Here is a 25,053-nt window from a genome sequence, read left to right on the forward strand (position 1 = left end):
CTCTTGAGTAACCTTACTTCAGAGTAAATCTACGACCGAGCAGGGAGTCAGGACAATGGCCGATCGCTATCTGCACTTCACCGGCACAGCACCCGGCCGCTTCCTCACCCGCCGGCTCGGCCTGCCGCAGCCCGCCCCGCTGCGCCGCTGGACTCTGGACACCCCGCGCCTGGACGGGCCGCTGCTGCATCTGACCGCCGGAGACTCGGCGATCACCGACGAGCTGGCGAAGGCGCTGGCGACGACGGGCCTGACGGTCGACGCCCAGGCCGCGCGGCCGGCCGGGATCGTGCTGGACGCCACAGGGGTCAGCTCCGCGCGCGGTCTCGCCGAGGTGCACGCGGCCCTTCACCCTGTTGTACGGTCACAGGCTCCCGGTGGCCGGATCGTCGTCATCGGCGCGCCCCCGTCCTTCGAGGACCACCATCAGGCCGCTGCGCAGCAGGCGTTGGAGGGCTTCGTCCGGTCGCTGGGGAAGGAGATCGGGCGCGGCTCCACCGCACAGCTCGTGCGGATTCCGGCCGGGGCCGCGCCGGGGGCCGCCGAGTCCACCCTCCGCTTCCTCCTCTCCCCCCGGTCCGCCTACGTCAGCGGCCAGGTCATCGAGCTGACCACCGCCGCCCCGGACCCCGTGGCCGACCAGGACGCCCCGCTCACGGGGCGCACCGCCCTGGTCACCGGCGCGGCGCGGGGCATCGGCGCGTCCGTCGCCTCGGTGCTGGCCCGCGACGGGGCCCACGTCATCGTGCTGGACGTCCCCCGGGCCCAGGACGACCTGGTGCGCACCGCCGACCGGCTCGGGGCCACCGCCCTGCCGCTGGACATCACCGCGCCCGACGCCGCCGCCCGGATCGCCGCCGCCGCTCCGGACGGGCTCGACGTCCTCGTCCACAACGCGGGCATCACCCGCGACCGCCGCCTCGCCAACATGCCGGCCGAACGCTGGGCCCAGGTCATCGACGTCAACCTGGACAGCGTGCTCCGCACCACCGACGAACTCCTCACCTCGGGCACGCTGAACCGGGGCGGCCGGGTCGTCGCCACCGCCTCCATCGCGGGCATCGCGGGCAATCACGGCCAGACCAACTACGCGGCCAGCAAGGCCGGTGTCATCGGTCTCGTCCGCTCGCTCGGCCCGCGCGCCGCCGCCGGCCACGGGGTCACGGTCAACGCGGTGGCCCCCGGCTTCATCGAGACGAGGATGACCGCCGCCGTGCCGCTGTTCATCCGCGAGGCGGGCCGCCGCATGAACTCCCTCTCCCAGGGCGGGCTTCCGGTGGATGTCGCCGAGGCCGTCGCCTGGTTCGCGCAGCCCGGCTCCGCCGCCGTCAACGGCCAGGTGCTGCGCGTCTGCGGCCAGAGCCTGCTGGGGGCGTGAGAGCGGTGACCTCACTCAGCGCCTCGCTCGTGCGCGGGGCCCTCTCCTCCCCGTTCAAACGCGCCGGGCGACCGGACGCCACCCTGCCCCCGGACCGCCCGACCCGGCCGGCCGCGCCCGTCGCACCCGGGCCCCTGGCGGCGTACGCGAGGATCTGCGGGTTCAGGGAGTCCGGCCCGTTGCCCCTGACGTATCCGCATGTGCTGGCGTTTCCGCTCACCATGCGGCTGATGGCAGGGCGCGCCTTCCCGCTGCCGGTGCTCGGGCTCGTCCACACCTGGATCGAGATCACCCCGCACCGGGCCGTGCAGCCGACGGAACCGCTCGAACTGGCTGTGTACGCAGAGGGACTGACCCCGCACAGGCGGGGCACCGAAGTCACGATGACGACCGAGGCGCGGGTGGGCGGGGAGCTGGTGTGGGAGTCCCGCAGCGGCTATCTGTCCCGGCACGGGACGACGGGGGCTGCCGCGGCTGCCCCGCCCCGCGTCGACCCGGCCGCCGTCGGCGAGCTGCCGGCCCGCACCGAGTGGACGCTGCCCGGTGATCTCGGGCGGCGCTACGGTGCCGTCTCCGGGGACCGCAACCCCATCCACCTCCACCCGCTGACCGCCCGGCTGTTCGGCTTCCCCCGGGCCATCGCGCACGGCATGTGGACCGTCGCCCGCTGCCTGGCAGAAGCCGGGGACGCCGCCCACATCCGTTGCGTACGCGCAGAGTTCAGGGCCCCGGTCCTGCTGCCCGCCACCGTGACGTACGCCGCCGACGCCACCGGGAACGCCTTCGCGCTGCGCGGGGCGGAGGGGCGCGTGCACTTGGCGGGAACGGTGACGCGAGCTTCCTGAAACGGGCCCATCCGCTCCCACCGGCAGGACATCAGGAATCGGTGCGACAGGACGAGAACGTCCTGTCGCACCGATTCTTGAGCCGTCTCATAGGACCTTGAGCACGTCCCGCACGCCAGGTCCCCGCGGTACGCGGCCATCGGCCGATGGATCGTGGTGCCGTCCCACGGCGGGCCGGGGCCGCTCACGGCACAGCCCCGAGCGGCGGGGCGTGGATTTCCGGAGCGCTGTCATCGCGCCATTCGTGGGGGCTTCTGCATCTGGAACCGGATGAGGTCCCCGGTGTGGATGTTCGGCTGGGACACCGTCTCCATTCCGATGAGGGCCTTCCGCGTGTTCCTGAGCTGTTCAAGATTTCGCGGCAGGGACCTGTCGATGGTCCTCAAGAAGGTCTTTCGGAGGAAGTCCGACTGGGTCCTTCCAGCCTTTTCGATGTTGTCGGCGGCGGAGTTCAGCGATTCCTTGAGGATCGTCCAGCTGTTGGTGGTGTTCTGCAGCGCAGTGGCCACTCCGCCCGCCTGGGCGCCGAGGTCTTCCAGTCCGGCACTGCACGCCGTCAGCAGCTTCACCCCGCTTTCGATCCGTTGCTGCTTGGCGAGGAGGTTCCTCTTCTCGTCGTAGAGATTCGCCAGCGCGATCCCGCTGCCGATGCCCCCTGCGGTGCCACCGAGAAGCAGGACACCGCCACCGATGGCCACGGCAAGGCTCAGCCCGCCGGTGAGGAGGGAAGTGCAGCATCCGATGACAATGCATGCCGCACCCGCGAGAATGGCAGCCCCACTCACCCCCGCCCCGACGGTCGCGAGGGTGATCTTCGAGTTCACATCCTCCAGATCTCTCGCCAAGTCTCCCAGAATCCCACTCTCGCCGCCCACCATAGAGTTGATCTCCACCGCGCATTCAGTGAATTCCCGCTTGTCGTCACTGAAGGCGCTGACCATCTTGTCCGTGCTGGACGCGACCCTTCTCGTCTGATCCGTGAATTCGCCCGCCTGCTCCCGCAGGAACCTCAGCGTCTCCACCATGGCCTCCGGATCATGCTCATCCTTGAGAGACTCCGAGAAGGCGCCCAGCGTGACAAAGTAGTTCTCGACCTTGGACAGGAGCGCGATGGACTCGGGCTGCACCGCCCAGAGGTATTTTCCTGCATTTTCTGCCGATTTATCCAGTGCACCCTGAACCGTACCCTGAAATTTCCGGATCTTTTCATTGTCGATGTCGCTGAAGTCCGGCTTCGGCTGCTGCATGATACTGAGAGCGTGCGTCTGCACGAGTGCGGTCAGGGACCCCTGCGCGGCCACCTCCCCTCCGATTTCCTCCTGCTTTTCCAGGGCGGCGACAAGTGCGTCACTCATAGTCTTCTCCCAGTCGTCCAGTAGCGGTTTTCAGTTTCCGGTGATCATGGCGCGCAGTCGCTCCACCTGGCTCTGGACGGTTTTCCACTTGATGACGCTCCAGCTGATCTCCGTGGCCAGCCAGGCGCCTTGGTCCTTCTTCTTCGCCTGCTCTTCCAGCGTCGCCGCGAACGAGGCGACCACCTGGGTCCAGGCGTCTGCGATCTCCTGGGCCGGACGCACCACGTCACGCACGCTGCGGCCGTAGGCACCGCATTCCGAATCGATCTTCTTCACGGTCACCAGGCCCGACTTCAAACCGGCGATCTCCCGGTAGAGCGCTTCGACCTTCGCGCGATCCCTGCGGAGCTTCTGAAGGGCGGCACCAACGGCACCGGACGTGATGTCCTCGATCCCCCCGTGCACATCCTCCGAGGATTCCGGAGCGGATTCGCCGGAGGACGGCTTGTCCTCCTTCTTGCTCTTGCCGTCGTCCTCTCCCTTCTTCTTCGCGGCGTCCTTGAAGATGTCGAGGATGGTGTCGAGGATCTTCCGTGCACCCGCGCCCACCTTGTGGGAGGCGGAGATGACGGCATCCAGGTCCTTCCGCACCTCTTCCTGCATCGCCTCCAACTCCTTGGTCTTGGCGGCGATCCTGCCGTCGTCCCCGGAGATCTTCTTGATCTCGGCATGCGTCCGGCCGGCCAGGACTTCCAGCCGGGCCTCCGTCTCCCTGGAGAACTCCCCGTACTTGTCCGCGAGATCACGGGCGTGCTGCTCGTGCTCCTCGAAAATCGGCATCAGCTCGCCCAGAAAAGAGGCCACGCTCTCCGGGGACTCCACAGACCCCTCATGCAAGCTCTGGAGCAGGTCGGCCGCCCCCGCCATCAGGACAAGCTGGTGGATCACCGAGGGAAGCTGGACACTCCGGTAGGTCCGGGCGTTGCCCCTGACCTCCTCCTGCGCCGTGTTCATGGCGCGCTCATCGCTCGGGTCCGCCGTGCCGACGGACACCTGCGCTTCGAGAACCAGGGCCCACACCTGCGCGACCTGAGCAGCGGTCACCAACTGCTCCAGGGGCTCTTCGAGTCCGACCGGGTCAAGCGTGATCCTGGCCGGAATGCTGGAGGTGAGTTGCGATGACGTCATCGTGTCTCCGTTGGATACTCAAGGACGGGAAGGGCAGCGCAGAGCCGCCCGGTCGAGAACGCTTCTCGACCCGGCGCTCGGATGCGCCGAACGGACGGGCCGGGAAAGAGGAACGGTCAGGAGGCCGGGGGGCGGACGATCGTGTCCTCGCACGGACCCTCGGTGCGGACCACCTCGGCGCGGGTGTCCCACCCGACGCCCGGATCGTCGTCGGAACTGCCCGTGCGTGACCGATGAGCGGGCGCGACTGGTCCGGTCCTCCTCCGTGACCGGCACCAGGCCAACCGCGTCGGCCGGCACCGTCAACTCCGCCGCGGGGGCCGTCTCCACGGAAGGAGGCGAGAGAAGGGGAACGAGGGTGAGGGAGGGCGCGCCGAGGCCACGGCGTTCTTGATCACTATGGCGTTCTATCGGCCGCGCGCCATTCCGCGAAGCCCTTTGTCCCGTGCTCACCCACCCGGGGGAAGGGGTTCACCGCAGAAACGGTCCGCCGCGCTCCGCCGCTCCGAGGTGGAGCGGGAGCACTCAGCCTTCGGTGCGTCAGTGGCAACGACACGGAGGCGGACGCGGATGGCGAAGCCGACAGCAGCGAAGTCCTCGTCCTCCGCGGCTTCCGACAGCCGTGGCCCCGCAGGGGATGCGTCCGCCTCGTGGGCGCGGGAACGCGGAAGGATCAGGCGGCCGGGGGCGTCCACGGCCGGGCGTGCATCAGGTTCTCCAGGCCCGCCCAGGCGAAGTTCATCAGGGTCGCCGCGGCCTCCCGCGCCGAGACGTCCGGGGTGTCGTTGGCCCAGCCCGCCAGCGACTCCGCGGCCCCCACGAGGGCCTGGGCGAGGCCCGCCACATCCCGGTCCGCGAGGGCGGGGTCACTGTGGGCCTCGCGGGCGGCGGCTCCGATCAGGCCCGTCACGAACGCGACGATCTCGTCGCGCATGGAGCCGACCTCGCTGACGAACGGCTCCCCGTGCGAGCGGGCCTGACGGTGCAGGACCGACCAGGCGTCCGGGTTCTCGGCGGTGTGCACGAAGAACGCCCGCAGCCCGGCCCACAGTTGGGCGTCGGCGGGCAGCTCGGGGTCCACCCCGGCCCGTACCGCCTCCAGCAGAGACTGCGCCTCGCGGCGGATACAGGCGGAGAACAGGTCCTCCTTGGAATTCAGATACAGATAGACCAACGGCTTGGAGACGCCCGCCAGCTCCGCGATCTCGTCCATCGACGCGGCGCGGTAACCGCGCTGCCCGAAGGTCCGCACGGCGGCGTCCATCATCTGCTGCTCGCGCACGGCGCGCGGCATCCGCTTGCTCTTCACTGCACCCACGTCCGGCTTCCTCCCCCGCCCCCACTGCCCTGCTCCTCTTCTCACCCTACGGCGACGGGCGGCCGGGCGTCGCAGGGAGCGATCGGGGAGACGGCCGGATGATCCGGCCCCGAGGAACGTCATACCTCGGTCCTACACGGTTCCGACCGCCGTCCGACGCGGGCCGCCCGGGCCGCTGCCTAGCGTTGCGGGCATGACGATCTCCCTTCGCAACCGACGGGCCGGGGCCGCCGCGACCGCCACGGCACTGGCCCTGGCCTCCCTGGCCGCGCTCGCCGGGACGGCCACGTCCGCCTCGGCGTCCGGCCGGGCGACGACGGCGACGGCGACGGAAGCGGCTTTGGCGCCTGCGTCGGCCGCTGCCCCGAAGGCCGTCTCCCCAGCCGCCTCCGGCGACCCCGTCTCCGTCTCCGTCTCCGTCTTCGGGCTCACGCTCCCGCGCCCCACCGGCCCTTACGCCACCGGCCGCGACACCCTCTTCCTCACCGATCACGGGCGCGCCGACCCCTGGGTGCCGGCCGCCGGGCCGCGCCGGTTGCTGGTGTCACTGCACTACCCGGCCCGGCCCGGCAGCGGCGGAGAGCCCGCCCCGTACATGCCGGAAGCCGAGGCGCGGCCGATGCTCGCGCAACGCGGGCTCGACGACCCCGAGTGGCCCGGCCTGGTCGCCGCCACCCGCACCCATTCCCGTACGGCCGCCCGGCCGGCCCCGGGACGCTTCCCGCTGGTTCTACTCTCCCCCGGCTTCGGTACGCCCCGGGCCACGCTGACCGGGCTCGCGGAGGAGCTGGCGAGCCGGGGGTACGTCGTGGCGACGGCGGACCACGCGTACGAGTCGACCGGTACGGAGCTGCCCGACGGGCGGGTCCTCCCCTGTGCCGCCTGCGACGAGGTGGACGCGCAGCCCGACGAGGCCGGGCGGCGCAAGGTGCTGGCCGCCGTCGCCACCGGGCGGGCCGCCGACTTCTCGTTCCTGCTGGACCGGCTGACGGGGCCGCGCCCGGCCTGGCGGCACGCCGGGACGATCGACCCGCGGCGGGTGGGCATGGCGGGCCACTCCATCGGGGGCAACGCGGCCGCCTCCACGATGGCCGCCGACCGGCGGGTGGACGCGGGCGTCAACATGGACGGGGCGTTCTTCGAACCGGTCCCGGCCCGGGGGCTGGGCCGGCGGCCGTTCCTGCTGCTGGGGACCGAGGCGGGGCACGCTCCCGGCGCCGACACGTCCTGGGACGAGGTCTGGGGCCGGCTGGACGGCTTCAAGCGGTGGCTGACGGTCAGGGACTCCGGGCACTTCACCTTCACGGACACCCCGGTGATCGGGGAGCAGCTCGGCATCGTGGACCCGGGCGCCCCGCTCTCCGCGGCCCGTTCGACCACGATCACCCGCGCCTATGTGACCGCGTTCTTCGACCGGAGCCTGCGCGGCCGGCCGGCCCGGCTGCTGGACGGCCCGGCCCCGGCCCATCCCGAGGTGCTCTTCCGGCACCCCTGACGGGGGCGGACATGACAGCGCCCCCGGGCCGTCCACGTACGGGTACGTGGTGGCCCGGGGGCGCTGTCGGATGCGGCGGGCGCTACACGGTGGCGGGCACCGCGGTCTTCGGCTCCGCGTCGCGGATCTCGTCCCGGTCGGCGTCGTCGCCGAAGGAGTCGATCGGGGAGGGCGAGGCGGAGTTGTACGCGTCGTGGTCGAGGATCTTCTCGCGGGCCGCGACGATCACCGGGACCAGCGCCTGGCCGGCCACGTTGGTGGCGGTGCGCATCATGTCCAGGATCGGGTCGATGGCCATGAGCAGGCCGACGCCCTCCAGCGGCAGGCCCAGCGTGGACAGGGTGAGGGTCAGCATGACCGTCGCACCGGTGAGACCGGCGGTGGCCGCCGAGCCGATCACCGAGACGAAGGCGATCAGGAGGTAGTCGCCGATGCCCAGCTGCACGTCGAAGATCTGCGCGATGAAGATCGCCGCCAGCGCCGGGTAGATCGCGGCGCAGCCGTCCATCTTCGTGGTCGCGCCGAACGGCACGGCGAAGGAGGCGTACTCCTTGGGGACGCCGAGGCGCTCGGTGACCCGCTGGGTGACCGGCATGGTGCCGACCGAGGAGCGGGAGACGAAGGCCAGCTGGATCGCGGGCCAGGCGCCCTTGAAGAACTGGAGCGGGCTGACCTTGGCGACGGTGGCCAGGAGCAGCGGGTAGACGCCGAACATCACCAGGGCGCAGCCGATGTAGACGTCGGCGGTGAACGTCGCGTACTTGCCGATGAGGTCCCAGCCGTAGTCGGCGATGGCGTAGCCGATGAGGCCGACGGTGCCGATCGGGGCGAGGCGGATGACCCACCACAGGGCCTTCTGGAGCAGCTCCAGGACCGACTGGCTGAGGGTGAGGATCGGCTTCGCCCTGTCGCCGAGCTTGAGGGCGGCGATACCGGCGACGGCGGCCATGAAGACGATCTGGAGCACGTTCAGCTCGGTGAACGGCGTGATCACGTCGCCCGGCACGATGCCGGTCAGGAAGTCGATCCAGCTGCCCTTGGTCTCCGAGAGCGCGCCGTCCTTCGGCGTGAGGCCGGTGCCGGAGCCCGGGTTGGTGACCAGGCCGATCGCGAGGCCGATGGCGACCGCGACCAGCGAGGTGATCATGAACCAGAGCAGGGTGCGGGTGGCCAGCCGGGCGGCGTTGTTGACCTGGCGGAGGTTGGTGATCGACACGAGGATCGCGAAGAAGACCAGCGGGGCGACGGCCAGCTTCAGCAGCTGGACGAAGAGCGAGCCGATCTCGTCGAGCGCGGTGACGAGCCAGCCGAGGTCCTGGCTGCGGGCGAGCCAGCCGAGCAGCACGCCGAGGACCAGACCGGTGACGATCTGGGCCCAGAACGGGACCCTGGGTATACGGGGACGGGACCCGGAGCCGGAGCCTGTGGGCTGCTCGGCCTCGGGGGCGGTGGACGCGGGGTTCGCGGACACGGACACACTCCAGTGAGGACGCATCGGGACGCACGGAAGCCGTCCGTGCGGTCGTGCGGTGGAACGGGGACGGGGTCGCGGCGCCCGCGTCGGGGGCGGCGCCGCCGCATGATGCCGTATCAGACTTCGCGGCAACAGACCGCGGACATACAGCGGCAGAGATCGACATGCAGGCGCGCCACGAGCGGGATGCTCGCGGCATGGCGGAGGCGCACAGCTGTCTTCACATCGAATACGTTAACACTTGAACTTTGAGAAGCTCAAAGTCCTTCTTTGGCTCACATGTGGCTCTCCGGCCCCGCGTCTGTCCGGAAAACGCCGCGGACCCCGTATCGGAGCAGGTCGCTCCGGTACAGGGTCCGGCGGAAGGAAGAGGTCGCGCGCGGCGCGCGTGTGAGGAACCTTACTGAACGGCGTCCTCACGGGTGCGGTTGGCGTCCAGGCGCGCCTTGGTGCGGTCGACGCCGGCGACGATCTGCTGGGACATCTCGTCGCGCTGCTTGCGCAGCAGCACATAGCTGAGCGGGGCGGAGAGGACGAGGCCGAGGAGGATGACCCAGATCATGTTGGAGCCGCCGAGCCCCGAGGGGATCAGTCCGAAGTGGACGGCGACACCGGCGACGAAGAAGCAGCCGACGAAGATCAGCAGGCGCAACGCCGTGTAACGGATCATCGCGCTCGGCTTGGCAGCGGACACGGCTGGCCCTCTCTTCCCATGGACTGTCGGCACACTTCTGCCCGTCCAGTGAAGCATGGCCCGAATTCTCTCGGTTCAGGGGGTTGCCGCGGCCTCCAGCGGCAGCAGCATGAAGATGTCCTCCCGGTCGTCGCCGGGGGCGACGCGGATGGCGTCCGGGACCCGGCCGACCTCCTTGTATCCGCAGGCGGCGTAGAAGCGGTCGTTGCCGGTGCCGCCCCGGCAGGTGAGCCGGATGGCCTCGATGCCCTCGATGGACCGCGCGGCGTCGGCGGCGGCCGCCATGAGGTCGCGACCGCAGCCCCGGCCCTGGAGGCGGGGGTGGACCATGACCGTGTAGAGCCACAGCCAGTGCCTCATCAGCCGGTGCTCGTTGAGCGTGAGGAAGGCCGTGGCGACGACCTCACCGCCCTCGTCCCGGCCGATCAGGAGCCTGACCGTCCCCCTCTCCATGGCGGCGAGGTGCTTGAGCAGATCGGGCCGGATCTCCTCGGGGGTGACGGGCGGGACGAAGCCGACGGCTCCGCCCGCGTTGGTCACATCGGCCCACAGGGCGGTGATGCCGTCGCGGAGGGCCGGGGTGAACGGGGGATCCAGCTCAAAGGTAAGGGCCATAGAGCCAGATTAGCTATTACGCACGGGGTGGCTCAACCCCGGCCGGAGCGGGACGGAACCCCGGCCGGGACGCGAGGGGCCCCGGCCGGGACGCGCGAAAGCCCCGGCCGGGGACGGCGGCCGGGGCTTTCGTACGTCACGGGATACGTCTCAGACGCGCATGGGCTGCGGCGACTCGCGCAGGTCCGCGTCCGGGCCCGGGTACTCGCGCAGGATCTCGTACCGGGTGTTCCGCTCGACCGGCCGGAAACCGGCGTCACGGATCAGGTCGAGCAGGTCCTCGCGACCGAGCTTGTTCGGCGTACCGAAGTCGTCGGCGTCGTGCGTGATCTTGTACTCGACGACCGAGCCGTCCATGTCGTCCGCGCCGTGCTGGAGCGCGAGCTGGGCGGTCTGCACGCCGTGCATGACCCAGAACACCTTCACGTGCGGCACGTTGTCGAAGAGGAGACGGGAGACCGCGAAGGTCTTCAGCGCCTCCGCGCCGGTCGCCATCGTCGTGCGCGCCTGGAGCTTGTTGCGGACCTTGCCGTCCTTCATGTCCACGAAGTCGTGCTGGTAGCGCAGCGGGATGAAGACCTGGAAGCCGCCGGTCTCGTCCTGCATCTCCCGCAGCCGCAGCACGTGGTCGACGCGGTGACGGTGCTCCTCGATGTGCCCGTACAGCATCGTCGCGGGGGTCTTGAGCCCCTTCTCGTGCGCCAGGCGGTGGATGCGCGACCAGTCCTCCCAGTGGGTGCGGTGGTCGACGATGTGCTGGCGGACCTCCCAGTCGAAGATCTCCGCGCCGCCACCGGTCAGCGATTCGAGACCGGCCTCGATCAGCTCGTCGAGGATCTCGGAGGCCGAGAGCCCGGAGATCGTCTCGAAGTGGTGGATCTCCGTCGCCGTGAACGCCTTCAGCGCCACGTTCGGCAGGGCTTCCTTCAGCGCGCTGAGCGAGCGCGGGTAGTAGCGCCACGGGAGGGTCGGGTGGAGGCCGTTGACGATGTGGAGCTCGGTGAGGTTCTCGTTCTCCATCGCCTTGGCGAGGCGGACGGCCTCCTCGATGCGCATCGTGTACGCGTCCTTCTCGCCCGGCTTGCGCTGGAACGAGCAGTACGCGCACGAGGCGGTGCACACGTTCGTCATGTTGAGGTGACGGTTGACGTTGAAGTGCACCACGTCGCCGTTCTTGCGCGTGCGCACCTCGTGCGCCAGACCGCCCAGCCACGCCAGGTCGTCGGACGCGTACAGGGCGATCCCGTCCTCGCGGGTCAGCCGCTCGCCGGCCCGGACCTTCTCCTCCAGCTCGCGCTTGAGTCCCGCGTCCACCCGTCCGCCTCCCATGTCTCCGTGTATCAGGCTCCGACCCACGGTACTCCCCCACCCCTCGGGCGGGAGGTGCCCCCTCTACGGCGCTCCGCGCCTACGACTCCTCGGGAAGTTCCCCGACCCGGTTCTCCCACTTGGTGGAGAGCACGATCGTCGTACGCGTCCGCGAGACGCCCTTCGTACCGCTGAGGCGGCGGATCGTCTTCTCCAGGCCGTCCACGTCGCCGACGCGCACCTTGAGCATGTACGAGTCGTCGCCCGCGATGAACCAGCAGTCCTCGATCTCCGCGAGGTCCTTGAGGCGGCGCGCCACGTCCTCGTGGTCGGCCGCGTCCGAGAGCGAGATCCCGATCAGCGCGGTGACGCCGAGGCCGAGCGACGCGGAGTCGACGGTGGCGCGGTAGCCGGTGATGACACCGGCGGTTTCCAGCCGGTTGATGCGGTCGGTGACGCTGGGCCCGGAGAGCCCCACGAGCCGTCCCAGCTCGGCGTACGAGGCCCTGCCGTTCTCCCTGAGGGCCTGGATGAGCTGCCTGTCCACCGCGTCCATATGACTGAAACCTTCCATTGTTCAGCAGTACCGCGAGTTTACGTGTAGAATCTAAGGCATGCAGGGCCGACACCCTGCAAATCTTCTAGAACATCCAAGAAACGCTTTCGAATCTTCAGGAGTGAACTTCACCGTGTACACGATCGAGATGGCCTACGCCCGGATGCGCGAGCTGCAGGACCTGGCCAACCGCTCGCGTGCCCACCAGCCCGCCGCCGCGCACCGCGTCGACAAGACCCGCTCCCCGCGCTCGCACAAGAAGCGCTGACCCGGACCTCTCAGTCCTCGGGGCTGCGGGAGCCGCCACCGAGCTCTCCCTCCCAGCGGCGGTACAGCCGGTGTTCCACCCCGGCCGCGTCCAGCACCCGCCCCGCGACGAAATCCACCAGGTCCTGGATGTGCGTCGCGCCCGCGTAGAACGCCGGAGAGGCGGGCAGCACGACCGCGCCCGCCTCGTCCAGGGCCACCATCTGCTTCAGCGTCTGGCCGCTCAGCGGGGTCTCGCGCACCGCGACGACGAGCGGGCGGCGCTCCTTGAGCGTCACGCTCGCGGCCCGCTGGAGCAGATCCTTCGACAGACCGAGCGCCACTCCGGCCACACAGGCCGTCGAGGCCGGCACGATGAGCATCCCCTTCGCCGGGTACGACCCGGAGGACGGCCCGGCGGCCAGATCCCCGGCCGCCCAGTGGCGTACCCGCTCCAGCTCCGCCTCCCCCACCGCGAAGGCGTCCGGATTCCCGTCGGCGCCGCGATCCAGCCAGACCCGCAGGTCCTCGCGCCAGTGCCCGTCCCGGAAGGCGATGCCCGTCTCGTCCAGCAACGTGAGGCGCGAGGCCCGGCTCACCACCAGGTCGACGCTCTCGCCGGCCGCCAGGAGCCCGCGCAGAACGGCGGCCGCGAACGGGGTACCCGAAGCACCGGAGACCCCGACAATCCAAGGCCGTCGCCGCTGCTGAGTCATTGAAGTCCTGGATTCCACACCCGCGAGCCTATCCGGCGCGCCTTCGCGCACGGCACCCGGAACCGGGCGGGCGCCACAGACGTTCTCCGGGTGACGGGCAACCCGGGGGCAGGGGCAGACCATGGGCGATTACTGGACCACCGACCGCACCACGGACCACGGCACCACCGGCAGCGCGCGGGCCCTGACCGCCGGACTTCTGATGGCGGGCTGGGTGGCCCTGCTGTGGGTCCTCGAAGGGATCGACGTCGCCACCGGCCACGCCCTGGACACCTACGGCATCAGCCCGCGCGAGATGTCCGAGCTGCGGGACGTGGTGCCCGCCGCGTTTCTGCACAGCGGCTGGGAGCACGTGGCCTCCAACAGCGTCCCGCTGCTGGTCCTCGGCTTCATAGCCGCCCTCGCCGGGCTCCGCCGGTTCGCCGCCGTCGTATCCACGATCATCGTGGCCAGCGGCCTTGGCGTCTGGCTGACCGCCCCGGAGAACACGATCACGCTCGGCGCGTCCGGCGTGGTCTTCGGGCTGCTCGGCTATCTGCTGGTCCGCGGCTTCGTGGACCGCCGCCCCTGGGACATCCTCATGGGCGTCGGCGTCGCCGTGGTCTACGGCTCGCTGCTCTGGGGCGTCCTGCCGACCCAGTCGGGCGTGAGCTGGCAGGGGCACCTGTTCGGGCTGATCGGCGGTGTGGCGGCGGCGTTCCTCTTCCGCCGCCCGTCCACGCGTCGCGGCCCGGACAACCTGGTCACGGTCTGAGCCGACCCGCGCGTCCGAGACGCGTTACGGGGTCAGGCCCCGCACCAGCAGGTCCAGCAGCGCGCAGGCGAACAGCGCGATGCCGATGAAGCCGTTCACCGAGAAGAACGCCCGGTTCAGCCGGGACAGATCGTGCGGCCGCACGACCCGGTGCTCGTAGACGAACGCCGCGGCGACGACCGCCATGCCGATCCAGTAGAAGACCTCGGCGTCCGTGGCCAGCCCGAACCACACCAGCAGCCCGGTCGTGATCACGTGGCACACCCGCGCGCCCCACAGCGCGGCCGGGATCCCGAAGCGCGCCGGGAAGGAGAGCACCCCGTGCGCCCGGTCGGCCCGGACGTCCTGGCAGGCGAAGATCAGGTCGAAGCCGCCGATCCAGATCCCCACCGCGAGCCCGAGGATCACCGCGTCCCACGACCAGCTGCCGGTCACCGCGAGCCAGGCGCCGACCGGGCCGATGGCCTGCGCGAGCCCCAGGATGGCGTGCGGGAAGTTCGTGAACCGCTTGCCGTACGGGTAGACCACCATCGGGATGACCGCGACCGGCGCGAGCGCCAGGCAGAGCGGGTTGAGCAGGGCGGCGGCGCCCAGGAAGACGGCCAGCGCGACGACGGCCCCGGTCCACGCCGACTTCACCGACACCGCGCCCGTCACCAGCTCACGGCCCGCGGTGCGCGGGTTCCGGGCGTCGATCTCCCGGTCGATGATCCGGTTGGCGGCCATCGCGAAGGTCCGCAGCCCCACCATCGCCAGGGTGACCAGCAGCAGGACACCCCAGTGGATCGTGCCGTCCAGCCGGAACATCGCTGTCAGCGCGGCGATGTAGGCGAAGGGCAGCGCGAAGACCGAGTGCTCGATCATCACGAGCCGCAGGAACGCCTTCACCTTGCCGCTGGAGGGTGCGGGGCCCTGGACGGACGCCGCTTCTGCCGCACTGCTCACAGCCCGTATTCCTTCCAGCGGCGGTCGACCTTCGCCGCCGTCTCCGGGTCGGAGACGACCATCTCCGGCCAGCCGCCGTCCCGGGTGTAACCCTCGGTGGGCAGCTTCTTCGTGGCGTCGATGCCCGCCTTGCCTCCCCAGAACTGCTGGTACGAGGCGTGGTCGAGGTGGTCGACCGGGCCCTCGGTGACCGTGAGGTCGCGGGCGTAGTCGGTGTTGCCCAGCGCCCGCCAGGCCACCTCGTGCAGATCGTGGACGTCGCAGTCGGCGTCGACGACCACGATCAGCTTGGTCAGCGACATCATGTGCGCGCCCCAGATCGCGCTCATCACCTTCTGGGCGTGCTTCGGGTACTTCTTGTCGATCGAGACGATCGCGCAGTTGTGGAAGCCGCCCGCCTCGGGGAGGTGGTAGTCCACGATGTCCGGCACGATGATCTTCAGCAGCGGCAGGAAGAACCGCTCCGTGGCCCGGCCCAGCGGCCCGTCCTCGGTCGGCGGCCGGCCCACCACGATGGACTGGAGCAACGGCCGCTTGCGCATGGTGACGCAGTCGATGGTCAGTGCGGGGAACGGTTCCTGCGGGGTGTAGAAGCCGGTGTGGTCCCCGAACGGGCCCTCGGGCAGCATCTCGCCCGGCTCCAGCCAGCCCTCGATGACGACCTCCGCCTGCGCGGGGACCTGGAGCGGCACGGTCTTGCAGTCGACCATCTCGATCCGCTTGCCCTGGACGAACCCGGCGAAGAGGTACTCGTCGATGTCTCCGGGCAGCGGCGCGGTGGAGGCGTACGTGACGGCGGGCGGGCAGCCGAAGGCGATGGCGACGGGCAGCCGCTCGCCGCGCCGCGCCGCGACCTGATAGTGGTTGGCGCTGTCCTTGTGGATCTGCCAGTGCATCCCGATGGTGCGCTTGTCGTGGCGCTGGAGCCGGTAGAGGCCCAGGTTGCGGACGCCGTTCTCGGGGTGCTTGGTGTGGGTGAGGCCGAGGTTGAAGAACGAGCCGCCGTCCTCGGGCCAGGTGAACAGCGCGGGCAGCTGGTCCAGGTCGACGTCGTCGCCGGTCAGCACCACTTCCTGGACGGGCGCGTCGCCGGACTTCACCTTCTTCGGCGGCACGTGCACCATCGAGCCGAGCTTCCCGAAGGCCTCCCGTACGCCGACGAAGCCCTGCGGCAGCTCCGGCTTGAGGAGCCCGCCGATCTTGTCGCTGATGTCGCTGTACGACTTCAGCCCGAGCGCCTTGAGCAGGCGCCGGTCGGTACCGAAGACGTTCATGGCCAGGGGCATCGAGGACCCCTTGACGTTCTCGAACAGCAGGGCCGGCCCGCCCGCCTTGTTGACCCGGTCGACGATCTCGCCGACCTCCAGGTGGGGGTCGACCTCGACCTTGACGCGCTTGAGATCACCATCGCGCTCAAGAGCCCGGAGCAGGGAGCGAAGATCGTCGTAAGCCATGCGGTCCAGTTTGTCATCCCCGCCCCCGCGGGCCCGCCGGGGCTCCCCCGTCCCGCGCCCCGGATCCTCATCGCCGAGCCGGTACCCTGGCCGCGATACGGGGCAATCGTCCCGCCCGCCGCCACTTCCTGGGGGACGCACCATGAGAGCCCTGATGTTCATCGTCCCGCTGGCGCTGACGATCTACGCGTTCATCGACTGCCTGAACACGACGGAGGAGGACACCAAGCATCTGCCGAAGATCGCCTGGGTCTTCATCATCCTGCTGTTCTGGATCGTCGGCCCGGTCGTCTGGCTCGTCGCCGGCAAGAACCGCCACAACCGGGCCGCGGGCGCCGGGCCCGCCTCGTGGCAGCGGAACAGGCGGCAGCAGTGGGTGGCCCCGGACGACAACCCGGACTTCCTGAAGTCCCTCAAGGACGACCGCGAGCCCGAGGCGGAGACCGAGGAGGAGCCGGGCCGTCGCGACGGCGGTACGGGCCCCGACGACAAGACCCCGCCCACGTCCTGACGGCGCACCACCCGACGCGAAAGGCCCCCCGGACGGGATTCCGTCCGGGGGGCCTTTCGCGTCGTGCGTGGGTTGTTCAGACGCCCGCGTACGAGTGCAGGCCGGAGACGAAGATGTTCACGCCGTAGTAGTTGAACAGCCAGCAGGCGAAGGCGACGAGCGCCAGGTAGGCGGCCTTGCGGCCCTTCCAGCCGGCGGTGGCGCGGGCGTGCAGATAGGCGGCGTAGGCGACCCAGGTGATGAAGGACCAGACCTCCTTGGGGTCCCAGCCCCAGTACCGGCCCCAGGCGTCGCCCGCCCAGATCGCCCCGGCGATGATCGTGAACGTCCACAGCGGGAAGACGGCCGCGTTGATCCGGTACGCGAACTTGTCCAGCGAGGCCGCCGAGGGCAGCCGCTCCATGACCGAGGACGCGAACTTCCCGGGCGTGCCGCCGGAGGCGAGCTTGTTCTCGTAGCTGTCGCGGAAGAGGTAGAGGATCGTGCCGACCGCGCCGAGGTAGAACACGGCGCCGCAGAGGATCGCGGTCGAGACGTGGATCCACAGCCAGTACGAGTGCAGGGCGGGCACCAGCTGATCGCTGTCGGTGTAGAGCGTGGTGACCGCGATACCGAGGTCCAGCAGAACGGTGGTGACCAGCGGGAGGCCGATCCAGCGGACGTTCTTCTTCAGCGCGAGCAGCACCAGGTAGGAGCCGACCGCCACCGTGGAGAAGGTGATGGAGAACTCGTACATGTTGGCCCAGGGGGCCCGCTGCACGGACAGCGCGCGGGTGATGACCCCGCCCGCCTCGACGAGGAAGGCCACCACGGTCAGCGAGACCGCGATCCGGCCGTACAGGTCGCCCTTGAACGTGCCGCCCGCCGCACCCGGGCCGTCGGGCACGTCACGCGTACCGGTGGCGGAGCGGGTGATGACCTCGGGCCGCTCCAGCACGGCCGTGCCACCGGCCTGCGCCTTCACCGCGGGGGCGGCGGCGGAGGCCTTGGCCGAGGGGGCGGACAGCGCGGCGGCCGTGCGGCCGACCTTGCTGCGGCTGCCGAAGACCCACTCCGCGATGTGTGCGAAGAACGCCAGGGTGTAGACGGCCATCGACGAATAGATCAGCACATTGCTGGCTTCGGCCAGGCTCTCGTTGGTTGCGGCGGCGAGATTCACTTCTCAGCCCCTTCGGCAGGTGCTTCGGCAGGGTGTACGGGCCGGCTCCCGGCCTCGTTGGTGGCATCGGTCGCGGCGGACGCGCCGGCCCCGTCCGGTGTCTTCGGCGCTTCCGGTGTCTCCTCCGCGTCCGGTTCCTCCGGGGCGACGGGGGCGACGGGCGCCGTCGTGACGAGGGCGGCCGACAGGTCGCCCAGTTCCTCGGGGAGCTTCGCGGACTCGCTGCGTCCCAGGCCCGCCATCTCCACGACCGTGACGCCGTCGGCGCCCCGGACCGCCCGCACCCACACCCGGCGGCGCTGGATGAACAGCGAGCCGGCGAGTCCGGCGATGGCGGCCACGGCCCCGCCGAGCGCCCAGCCGTTGCCCGGCTGCTGCGAGATCTGGAAGCTGGCCCACTCCTCGACGCCGTCGAAGGTGATGGACCCGGCGCCGTCGGGCAGGTCGAGCTTCTCGCCGGGCATCAGCATCTTCTTGAGCAGCTCGCCGTCCTTGTCCTTGAACTCCTTCATCTTGGACGTGTCGAGCTGATAGACGTTCTGCGCGAGCCCGGAGTCGACACCGAGGGAGCCCTGGTAGGCACTGAGCGCCAGCACCGGGAAGTCCAGCGCCGGGAACTGCGAGAACATCTGGCCCTTGCCGTGACCGGCGAAGGTCGGCACGAAGAACGCCTTGAAGCCCAGCTGGGTCTTCCTGCCGTCCTTGTCCTTGTAGCCGTCCATCACCTTGATCGCGCCGGACGAGGTGATGTTGTTGTCGATCGGCAGCAGCGGCACGGCGGACTTCGAGACGACCTTGCCCCTGCCGTCCCGGACGGTGACGACGGGCGCGTAGCCGTGGGCGATCAGATAGACCTTGGTGCCGTCCACGACGAGCGGTTCGTTGACCTTGATGACGCCCTTGCGCTCCGCGCCATCGGCCCCCTCGGCGTACGTCACCCGGGCCTCGAAGGTCCGCGGGGTGCCGCGCTGCGGGCCGCTCTTCTCGTACGTACCGACGAAGTCGTCCAGGACGAAGCTGAACGGGGCCAGCGAGTCGGAGTCGTAGAGCGAGCCCGACTTGAAGTCGTCGTACTGGGTGAGCGTGTTGGAGAAGCCGTCGCCTTCGACGACCAGCTTGCCCCCCTCGGACTTGAAGAGCTGCCCGGAGGCGAAGGCGATCAGCATCACGATCAGGGCGATGTGGAAGACCAGGTTCCCGGCCTCGCGGAGGTAGCCCTTCTCGGCGGCGACCGCGTCGCCCACCTCGTGGCCGCGGAAGCGACGCCCGCGCAGCATCGCGAGGGCCGCCGCGCGGACCTCCTCGGGCTCGGCCTCCGTGCGCCAGGTGGTGTACGCGGGCAGCCGGGTCAGCCGTTTCGGCGCGCCCGGCGGGCGGCTGCGGAGCTGGCCGACGAACTGGCCGGTGCGCGGCACGATGCAGCCGATGAGCGAGACGAACAGCAGGATGTAGATCGCGGAGAACCACACGGAGCTGTAGACGTCGAAGAGCTGGAGCGCCTCGTAGATCGGGGTGAGCGTGGTGTGCCGCTCCTTGAAGGCCTGCACCTTCATGTCGTCGACGCTGGTCTGCGGGATCAGCGACCCCGGGATCGCCCCGAGCGAGAGCAGGAAGAGCAGGATCAGCGCCACCCGCATCGAGGTGAGCTGACGCCAGAACCAGCGCACCCAGCCGATCACGCTCATCGCGGGCACGCCCGCCCCCGTGTCGGGGCGCTCCTCGCGGGGCGCGGTGGAGAGCTGTTCCCCGGCCGCGCCGTGGGCGGAGCCCGGCTCGTGCTCCTCCTCGCGCTGTCGCGTCGTTGTGCTGTTCGCCTTGCTCATTGGACTCAGATCCCTACAACGAAGCCGCTGGACCAGCTCTGCATGTGCTGCATGAGCGTGGCCCACGCACCGGTCAGCAGCAGGATTCCGGTCACGATCATCATGCCGCCGCCGATCCGCATCACCCATGCGTAGTGGCGCTTGACCCAGCCGAACGCGCCGAGCGCCTTGCGGAAGGCGACCGCGGCCAGGACGAACGGGACACCGAGTCCGAGACAGTACGCGACGGTCAGTATCGCGCCGCGTCCGGCGGTGCCCTCGGTGAAGGCGAGCGTGCTCACGGCGGCGAACGTCGGGCCGATGCACGGGGTCCAGCCGATCCCGAAGAGGGCGCCGAGCAGCGGTGCGCCGGCCAGTCCGGTCACCGGCCGCTTGTGGAAGCGGAACTCGCGCTGCGTCACCCCGGGCAGGAGCCCCATGAAGAAGACGCCCATGAGGATCATCAGGACGCCGAGGATCCTGTTGAACAGCTCGGCGTGCATCTGGAGCTCCCGGCCGAAGTAGCCGAAGAGGGCCCCGCCGGAGACGAAGACGACGGTGAAGCCGAGGACGAAGAGGGCGGCGCCCGTCACCACCCGGCCCCGGCGCGCATCGGCGAGGTCGGTGCCACTGACCCCGGTGACGTAGCTGAGGTAGCCGGGCACGAGGGGCAGCACGCACGGCGAGAAGAAGGAGATGAGTCCGGCCAGCAGGGCGATGGGCAGGGACACCAGCAGGGTCCCGCTCATGACGGTCTCGTTGTACGCGGCCAGCGTGACGGTCTCGTGGGGGGCGGCGAGCGGGATCACCGGATCACTTCTCCGCGATGATCGGGTCGATCATCTTGCGCAGCTCGTCCGCGTTCAGCGCCTGGAGGGTGCGTGCCGCGATCTTCCCGTCCCGGTCGATGACCACGGTGGACGGGATGGCCTGCGGGTTCAGGGTGCCCTTGGGAAAGCGGAGGATGAGCTTGCCGATCGGGTCGTAGAAGCTGGGGTACTTCACCCCGTAGTCCTTCTCGAAGTTGATCGCCTTGTCCCGCTCGGGGTCCCGGGTGTTTATCCCGACGAACTCGACGCCCTGGTCCTTCGTCTCCTCGGAGACCTGCGCGAAGTACTTCGCCTCCAGCCGGCAGGGGCCGCACCAGGAGCCCCAGACGTTGAGCACGACGACCTTGCCCTTGTGGTCGGCGAGGTCGAGCGGCTTGCCCTCCAGGGTGTTGCCGTCGAGCTTCGGCGCGGCCACCCGGTCCGCCTTCGCGACGGTGGAGACGCCTCCGCTGCCGGTGATGAAGTTGGTGTTGCCGCCGCCCCCGGCCTTGTTGCCGTCGCCGCACGCGGACAACGTCAGGGCACCGGCCACGGCGGTGGCGGCGAGCAGGGTGAAACGGCGACGGGACGCGCGGCCAAAGCTCATGTGAAAAGTTTCGCATGGCAGTTTCCGGGGATCTGCGCGCCCCCCTCGGTGCCCGTAAAGCCCCTTGTCAAGCCTGTTTAAAGAAGGAGTTCCAGCCGCCGACGGGCGCCTGTCCGACGTCCAGCGTCCGGAGCTTGGTGAGCACGGCGGGATCCTGGGCGTCGAGCCAGTCGACGTACTGCCGGAACGAGACGAGACGGACGTCGTCCTTGTCCGCGACCTTCTTGATCACTTCTTCCACGGCGTCCATATAGATGCCGCCGTTCCACTCCTCGAAGTGGTTGCCGATGTAGAACGGCGCGCGATTCGACTCGTACGCGCGCTGGAATCCGGCGAGATAGGCGTCGGTCGCCTGCTTTCGCCAGCCGGGATAACGCGAGGGCATGCCCTTGGTCGAATTCTTCGACTGGTTGGCGAGGATGTTGTAGTCCATCGAGAGGACCTCGAAGGAGTGGCCGGGGAACGGCATCGCCTGGAGCGGCAGGTCCCAGACGCCGCCGCGCTTCACGGGCCAGGTCTGGCGGCCGCCGGGGGAGCTGGCGTCGTAGCGCCAGCCCAGCTTGCGCGCGGTCGGCAGGAGGTTGTCCTGGCCGAGCAGACAGGGGGTGCGGCCGCCGACCAGTTCCTTGCGATAGTCGAACGGGAGCGGCTCCTCGTTCTCCCAGCCGGTGTTGGTCCGCCATTCCGTGACGAACGACACAGCCTGATTGATCTCGCTGTGCCATTGGGCCGGAGTCCAGCGCTCCACGGATCCGGAACCGCCGCAGAAATGCCCGTTGAAGTGGGTGCCGATCTCGTGGCCGTCCAGCCACGCCTGACGTACGTACTTCAGCGTGTCCTTGACGTGGTCATCGGTGAGATAGCCGATGTCGGAGGCGCCGCGCGGGTTGTTCGGCGGACGGTAGAGGGACTTCTTCGACTCGGGCAGCAGATAGATGCCGGAGAGGAAGAAGGTCATCGCCGCGTCGTGTTCCTTGGCGAGTTCGAGAAAGCGCGGGAAGAGCCCGTTGCCGACCTCGCCCGCGCCGTCCCAGGAAAAGATCACGAACTGCGGCGGCTTCTGGCCGGGTTCGAGCGGGACGGGGGCCTCGGGCTGATGGGGCTGCTTGCCGGTGTCGGCCGTCGAGCCGTCACCGATCAGCCGGACCTTGTTCTTCGGCGAACCGTTTCCGCTGCCGTTGCCTCCGGTGCCGGAGTCACCCGACCCCGTGCCACCCCGGTCGGCCCCTCCGTCACCGGAGGAGCCCGAGGTGCCACAGGCGGCGAGCCCGATCGCGGCTGCGGCCCCGAGCCCTGCGCCGAGCAGGCCCCTTCGATCGATGTCGCGCATACCGTCCCCATCTGCGGTCGTTTTATCTCAAGCCCATACAAACTGCTGAAGGGTTAGATGGGGCGCGTAACACGTCGGTTCCGTGCATTTAGGGACTTTCTTTACGCTTTACCTTCCGATCGCGACGAGACGCCTGTACGGCTCCCGCACACCCTCACGAGCAACCCTGGAGGGGGACGCGGGAACGGCCCTCCGCAGTTCTGCCACCGGCCCGACCGATCGCGGATCGCGGATCGAACGGACCTCGGATCGACGGGTCGGCTTCCCCACCCCGTCGAACTCATGCGCGGTCGCGGGGATCGTTCGCCGTACCGGCCGGGGGCATCGCCGAGCGTTCGACGCGGGGAGCGGGCGACACGGGAAAAGGGACGGGACCGCCCGCCGCGGTGTGCGGCAGCCGGTCCCGTACGTCCGTCTCGTTCTTGTCGTCGTTCCGTGGCGTCCGACTACGCCCCGAACGCCTTCGACTGGCCCTTCGCGGCCTTCCCCTTCACCGGCTTGGCCCCGGCCAGCAGATGCACGGGCACCAGGTCCCGGGCCGGCTCCGAGTAGCCTACCGAGACGATCTTGTCGCCCCGGTAGGTGAAGCTGGTCAGCGAGGCCAGCGTGCACTGCCGCTTGCGCGGGTCGTGCCACAGGCGGCGGCGCTCCACGAAGGACCGCAGGATCCAGATCGGCAGCTGGTGGCTGACGCAGACCGCCTCGTGCCCGCGCGCCGCGTCCCGCGCCGTGTCGATCGCGCCCATCATCCGGACGACCTGCTCGATGTACGGCTCGCCCCAGGACGGCTTGAACGGGTTGGTGAGGTGCTTCCAGTTGTCCGGCTTGCGCAGCGCGCCGTCGCCGACGCCGAAGGTCTTGCCCTCGAAGACGTTGGCGGCCTCGATCAGCCGGGCATCGGTGGCCAGGTCCAGGCCGTGCGCCTTCGCGATGGGGTCGGCGGTCTCCTGGGCGCGCTCCAGCGGGGAGGCGACGACATGGGTGATGTCGCGCTTCTCCAGGTGCTCGGCGACCCGGTCGGCCATCTTCCGGCCCAGGTCGGAGAGGTGGTAGCCGGGGCGGCGGCCGTAGAGCACACCGTCCGGGTTGTGCACCTCGCCGTGCCGGACCACGTGCACCACGGTCAGCTGCTCGTCGCGGTCGGCGCTTTCGGGGCCGGTGCTCTTCCGGCTCATGCGGTGGCCTCCGACGCGGCGCGGGCGGCGGCGGGCAGGGCGGCGGCGATGCGCTCGACCGCCCGCTCGTCGTGGGCCGTGGAGACGAACCAGGACTCGAACGCCGAGGGCGGCAGATAGACGCCCTGCTCCAGCATGGAGTGGAAGAACGCGGTGAAGCGGAAGACGTCCTGCTTCTTGGCGTCGTCGTAGTTCCGCACCGGCTGGTCGGTGAAGAAGACGGAGAACATGTTGCTCGCGGCCGACACCGTGTGGGCGACGCCCTCCTTGGCCAGCGCGTCGCCCACCAGGGAGCGCAGCTCGGCGGAGACCGCGTCGATCTTCGCGTACGCCGCGTCGTCCAGCAGCCGCAGCTGGGCGAGCCCGGCGGCGGTGGCGACCGGGTTCCCGGAGAGGGTGCCCGCCTGGTAGACCGGGCCGGCCGGGGCCAGGTGCGCCATCACGTCGCCGCGACCGCCGAAGGCCGCAGCGGGGAAGCCGCCGCCCATCACCTTGCCGAAGGTCATCAGGTCGGGGCGGACGCCGTCGACGCCGTACCAGCCGGCCTTCGACGTACGGAAGCCCGTCATGACCTCGTCGGAGATGTACAGCGCACCGTTGGCCGCGCACAGCTCCTTGAGCCCGGCGTTGAAGCCGTCCGCCGGCGGGACGACGCCCATGTTGCCGGGCGAGGCCTCGGTGATCACGCAGGCGATCTCGCCCGGGTGCGCGGCGAACGCGGCACGGACCGCGTCCAGGTCGTTGTAGGGCAGCACGACGGTGTCCCCGGCCGTGGCGCCCGTGACACCGGGGGTGTCGGGCAGCCCGAAGGTGGCGACGCCCGACCCGGCGGCGGCGAGCAGCGCGTCCACGTGTCCGTGGTAGCAGCCGGCGAACTTCACGACCTTGGCCCGGCCCGTGAAGCCGCGGGCCAGCCGGATCGCGGACATCGTCGCCTCGGTGCCGGAGGAGACCAGGCGCACCTGCTCGACCGGCTCGATCCGCGCCACGATCTCCTCGGCGAGCGCGACCTCGCCCTCACCCGGCGTACCGAAGGAGGTACCCCGGGAGACCGCCTCCTGGACGGCGGCGATGACCTCGGGGTGAGAGTGGCCGAGAATCATCGGCCCCCACGAGCAGACGAGGTCGACGTACTCGCGGCCGTCGGCGTCGGTGAGGTACGGACCGGTGCCGGACACCATGAACCGGGGCGTACCGCCCACGGCCCGGAAGGCACGCACGGGAGAGTTCACGCCGCCGGGCGTCACGACGGACGCCCGGTCGAACAGCGACTGCGAAACTGGGGCTTCGTATGAATACGCCACTTTGGTCCTGATCTGCGATTCGGGTGTCGGGGGGCCGGGCCGGGAAATCCCTATCGATCTCGGCCACCGGTGAGC

The 25,053-nt window shown here is 69.9% G+C and carries 24 protein-coding genes; 6 read left to right on the forward strand and 18 right to left on the reverse strand.

Going from position 1 to position 25,053, the window contains the following annotated elements; genetic code table 11:
- Positions 1 to 55 precede the first annotated feature (55 nt).
- Positions 56 to 1,378: a 3-oxoacyl-ACP reductase gene (locus tag CCZ36_RS13915; protein WP_128817771.1), complete on the forward strand. Its 1,323-nt coding sequence runs from the start codon at positions 56 to 58 to the stop codon at positions 1,376 to 1,378.
- Positions 1,379 to 1,383: 5 nt separating this feature from the next.
- Positions 1,384 to 2,223, forward strand: coding sequence for a MaoC family dehydratase (locus CCZ36_RS13920; RefSeq protein WP_128817772.1), 840 nt, complete (start codon positions 1,384 to 1,386; stop codon positions 2,221 to 2,223).
- A 230-nt stretch (positions 2,224 to 2,453) separates the two neighbouring features.
- Here the strand turns inward: CCZ36_RS13920 and CCZ36_RS13925 are convergent, their stop codons facing one another.
- The 3 genes from CCZ36_RS13925 to CCZ36_RS13935 all read right to left on the reverse strand — a co-directional run bounded on the left by CCZ36_RS13925 (position 2,454) and on the right by CCZ36_RS13935 (position 6,024).
- On the reverse strand, positions 2,454 to 3,578 hold the full coding sequence (locus CCZ36_RS13925; RefSeq protein ID WP_128817773.1) for an HBL/NHE enterotoxin family protein: 1,125 nt from the start codon (positions 3,576 to 3,578) through the stop codon (positions 2,454 to 2,456).
- 30 nt (positions 3,579 to 3,608) lie between these two features.
- Entirely contained in the window at positions 3,609 to 4,706 is a 1,098-nt protein-coding gene (locus CCZ36_RS13930) for a hypothetical protein (protein ID WP_069737082.1), read from the reverse strand.
- Between the two features lie 673 nt (positions 4,707 to 5,379).
- A complete protein-coding gene (locus CCZ36_RS13935) occupies positions 5,380 to 6,024 on the reverse strand; it encodes a TetR/AcrR family transcriptional regulator (protein WP_069737080.1) in 645 nt (214 codons plus the stop codon).
- A gap of 193 nt (positions 6,025 to 6,217) precedes the next feature.
- Here CCZ36_RS13935 and CCZ36_RS13940 point away from each other — a divergent pair, with 193 nt between their 5' ends.
- Positions 6,218 to 7,519 carry an alpha/beta hydrolase family protein gene (locus CCZ36_RS13940; RefSeq protein WP_128817774.1) on the forward strand — a complete coding sequence of 434 codons (1,302 nt, stop codon included), beginning with the start codon at positions 6,218 to 6,220 and terminating at the stop codon, positions 7,517 to 7,519.
- An 82-nt stretch (positions 7,520 to 7,601) separates the two neighbouring features.
- Here CCZ36_RS13940 and CCZ36_RS13945 read toward each other — a convergent pair whose 3' ends face one another.
- From CCZ36_RS13945 to CCZ36_RS13965, 5 genes are all read right to left on the reverse strand, one after another.
- A complete protein-coding gene (locus CCZ36_RS13945) occupies positions 7,602 to 8,990 on the reverse strand; it encodes a dicarboxylate/amino acid:cation symporter (RefSeq protein ID WP_069737078.1) in 1,389 nt (462 codons plus the stop codon).
- 403 nt (positions 8,991 to 9,393) lie between these two features.
- Positions 9,394 to 9,687: a DUF4229 domain-containing protein gene (locus CCZ36_RS13950; RefSeq protein ID WP_010071144.1), complete on the reverse strand. Its 294-nt coding sequence runs from the start codon at positions 9,685 to 9,687 to the stop codon at positions 9,394 to 9,396.
- Positions 9,688 to 9,762: 75 nt separating this feature from the next.
- The gene (locus tag CCZ36_RS13955) at positions 9,763 to 10,302 is read right to left on the reverse strand and encodes a GNAT family N-acetyltransferase (RefSeq protein WP_069742099.1); all 540 of its coding nucleotides are present in this window, start codon (positions 10,300 to 10,302) and stop codon (positions 9,763 to 9,765) included.
- Between the two features lie 150 nt (positions 10,303 to 10,452).
- Complete coding sequence (mqnE, locus tag CCZ36_RS13960; protein ID WP_069737157.1) at positions 10,453 to 11,616, reverse strand: aminofutalosine synthase MqnE; 1,164 nt, start codon at positions 11,614 to 11,616, stop codon at positions 10,453 to 10,455.
- A 94-nt stretch (positions 11,617 to 11,710) separates the two neighbouring features.
- The gene (locus tag CCZ36_RS13965; RefSeq protein ID WP_010063935.1) at positions 11,711 to 12,166 is read right to left on the reverse strand and encodes an Lrp/AsnC family transcriptional regulator; all 456 of its coding nucleotides are present in this window, start codon (positions 12,164 to 12,166) and stop codon (positions 11,711 to 11,713) included.
- A gap of 121 nt (positions 12,167 to 12,287) precedes the next feature.
- Here CCZ36_RS13965 and CCZ36_RS34765 point away from each other — a divergent pair, with 121 nt between their 5' ends.
- A complete protein-coding gene (locus CCZ36_RS34765) occupies positions 12,288 to 12,434 on the forward strand; it encodes a hypothetical protein (protein WP_164873450.1) in 147 nt (48 codons plus the stop codon).
- Between the two features lie 10 nt (positions 12,435 to 12,444).
- Here CCZ36_RS34765 and CCZ36_RS13970 read toward each other — a convergent pair whose 3' ends face one another.
- The gene (locus CCZ36_RS13970) at positions 12,445 to 13,128 is read right to left on the reverse strand and encodes a UbiX family flavin prenyltransferase (RefSeq protein ID WP_128817775.1); all 684 of its coding nucleotides are present in this window, start codon (positions 13,126 to 13,128) and stop codon (positions 12,445 to 12,447) included.
- A gap of 121 nt (positions 13,129 to 13,249) precedes the next feature.
- Here CCZ36_RS13970 and CCZ36_RS13975 point away from each other — a divergent pair, with 121 nt between their 5' ends.
- Positions 13,250 to 13,882, forward strand: a complete 633-nt coding sequence (locus CCZ36_RS13975) for a rhomboid family intramembrane serine protease (RefSeq protein ID WP_069737075.1) — start codon at positions 13,250 to 13,252, stop codon at positions 13,880 to 13,882.
- A 24-nt stretch (positions 13,883 to 13,906) separates the two neighbouring features.
- Here the strand turns inward: CCZ36_RS13975 and mqnP are convergent, their stop codons facing one another.
- Together mqnP and CCZ36_RS13985 are read right to left on the reverse strand one after the other, a co-directional pair.
- A complete protein-coding gene (gene mqnP, locus CCZ36_RS13980; protein WP_069737074.1) occupies positions 13,907 to 14,827 on the reverse strand; it encodes a menaquinone biosynthesis prenyltransferase MqnP in 921 nt (306 codons plus the stop codon).
- A complete protein-coding gene (locus CCZ36_RS13985) occupies positions 14,824 to 16,281 on the reverse strand; it encodes a menaquinone biosynthesis decarboxylase (RefSeq protein WP_069737073.1) in 1,458 nt (485 codons plus the stop codon). The genes mqnP and CCZ36_RS13985 overlap by 4 nt, the downstream gene beginning before the upstream one ends.
- A gap of 154 nt (positions 16,282 to 16,435) precedes the next feature.
- Between CCZ36_RS13985 and CCZ36_RS13990 the strand changes: the two genes are divergently transcribed.
- On the forward strand, positions 16,436 to 16,792 hold the full coding sequence (locus CCZ36_RS13990; RefSeq protein WP_079134068.1) for a PLD nuclease N-terminal domain-containing protein: 357 nt from the start codon (positions 16,436 to 16,438) through the stop codon (positions 16,790 to 16,792).
- A gap of 76 nt (positions 16,793 to 16,868) precedes the next feature.
- On the opposite strand, the gene ccsB is transcribed toward CCZ36_RS13990, so the two are convergent.
- From ccsB to hemL, 7 genes are all read right to left on the reverse strand, one after another.
- On the reverse strand, positions 16,869 to 17,951 hold the full coding sequence (gene ccsB, locus CCZ36_RS13995) for a c-type cytochrome biogenesis protein CcsB (protein WP_069737071.1): 1,083 nt from the start codon (positions 17,949 to 17,951) through the stop codon (positions 16,869 to 16,871).
- Positions 17,948 to 19,774, reverse strand: coding sequence for a cytochrome c biogenesis protein ResB (gene resB, locus CCZ36_RS14000; RefSeq protein ID WP_128817776.1), 1,827 nt, complete (start codon positions 19,772 to 19,774; stop codon positions 17,948 to 17,950). The genes ccsB and resB overlap by 4 nt, the downstream gene beginning before the upstream one ends.
- Positions 19,775 to 19,779: 5 nt before the next feature.
- Positions 19,780 to 20,502 (reverse strand): cytochrome c biogenesis CcdA family protein, encoded by a 723-nt coding sequence (locus CCZ36_RS14005; protein WP_069737156.1) that lies wholly within the window; start codon positions 20,500 to 20,502, stop codon positions 19,780 to 19,782.
- A 64-nt stretch (positions 20,503 to 20,566) separates the two neighbouring features.
- A complete protein-coding gene (locus tag CCZ36_RS14010) occupies positions 20,567 to 21,169 on the reverse strand; it encodes a TlpA family protein disulfide reductase (protein WP_069737069.1) in 603 nt (200 codons plus the stop codon).
- Positions 21,170 to 21,236: 67 nt separating this feature from the next.
- A complete protein-coding gene (locus CCZ36_RS14015) occupies positions 21,237 to 22,499 on the reverse strand; it encodes a hypothetical protein (RefSeq protein ID WP_128817777.1) in 1,263 nt (420 codons plus the stop codon).
- 446 nt (positions 22,500 to 22,945) lie between these two features.
- Positions 22,946 to 23,674 carry a histidine phosphatase family protein gene (locus tag CCZ36_RS14020; protein ID WP_069737067.1) on the reverse strand — a complete coding sequence of 243 codons (729 nt, stop codon included), beginning with the start codon at positions 23,672 to 23,674 and terminating at the stop codon, positions 22,946 to 22,948.
- The gene (hemL, locus tag CCZ36_RS14025) at positions 23,671 to 24,978 is read right to left on the reverse strand and encodes a glutamate-1-semialdehyde 2,1-aminomutase (protein ID WP_176734574.1); all 1,308 of its coding nucleotides are present in this window, start codon (positions 24,976 to 24,978) and stop codon (positions 23,671 to 23,673) included. The genes CCZ36_RS14020 and hemL overlap by 4 nt, the downstream gene beginning before the upstream one ends.
- Between the last annotated feature and the right edge of the window lie 75 nt (positions 24,979 to 25,053).

It is taken from the genome of Streptomyces sp. S063 (assembly GCF_002832675.1).
Lineage (GTDB): Bacteria > Actinomycetota > Actinomycetes > Streptomycetales > Streptomycetaceae > Streptomyces > Streptomyces sindenensis.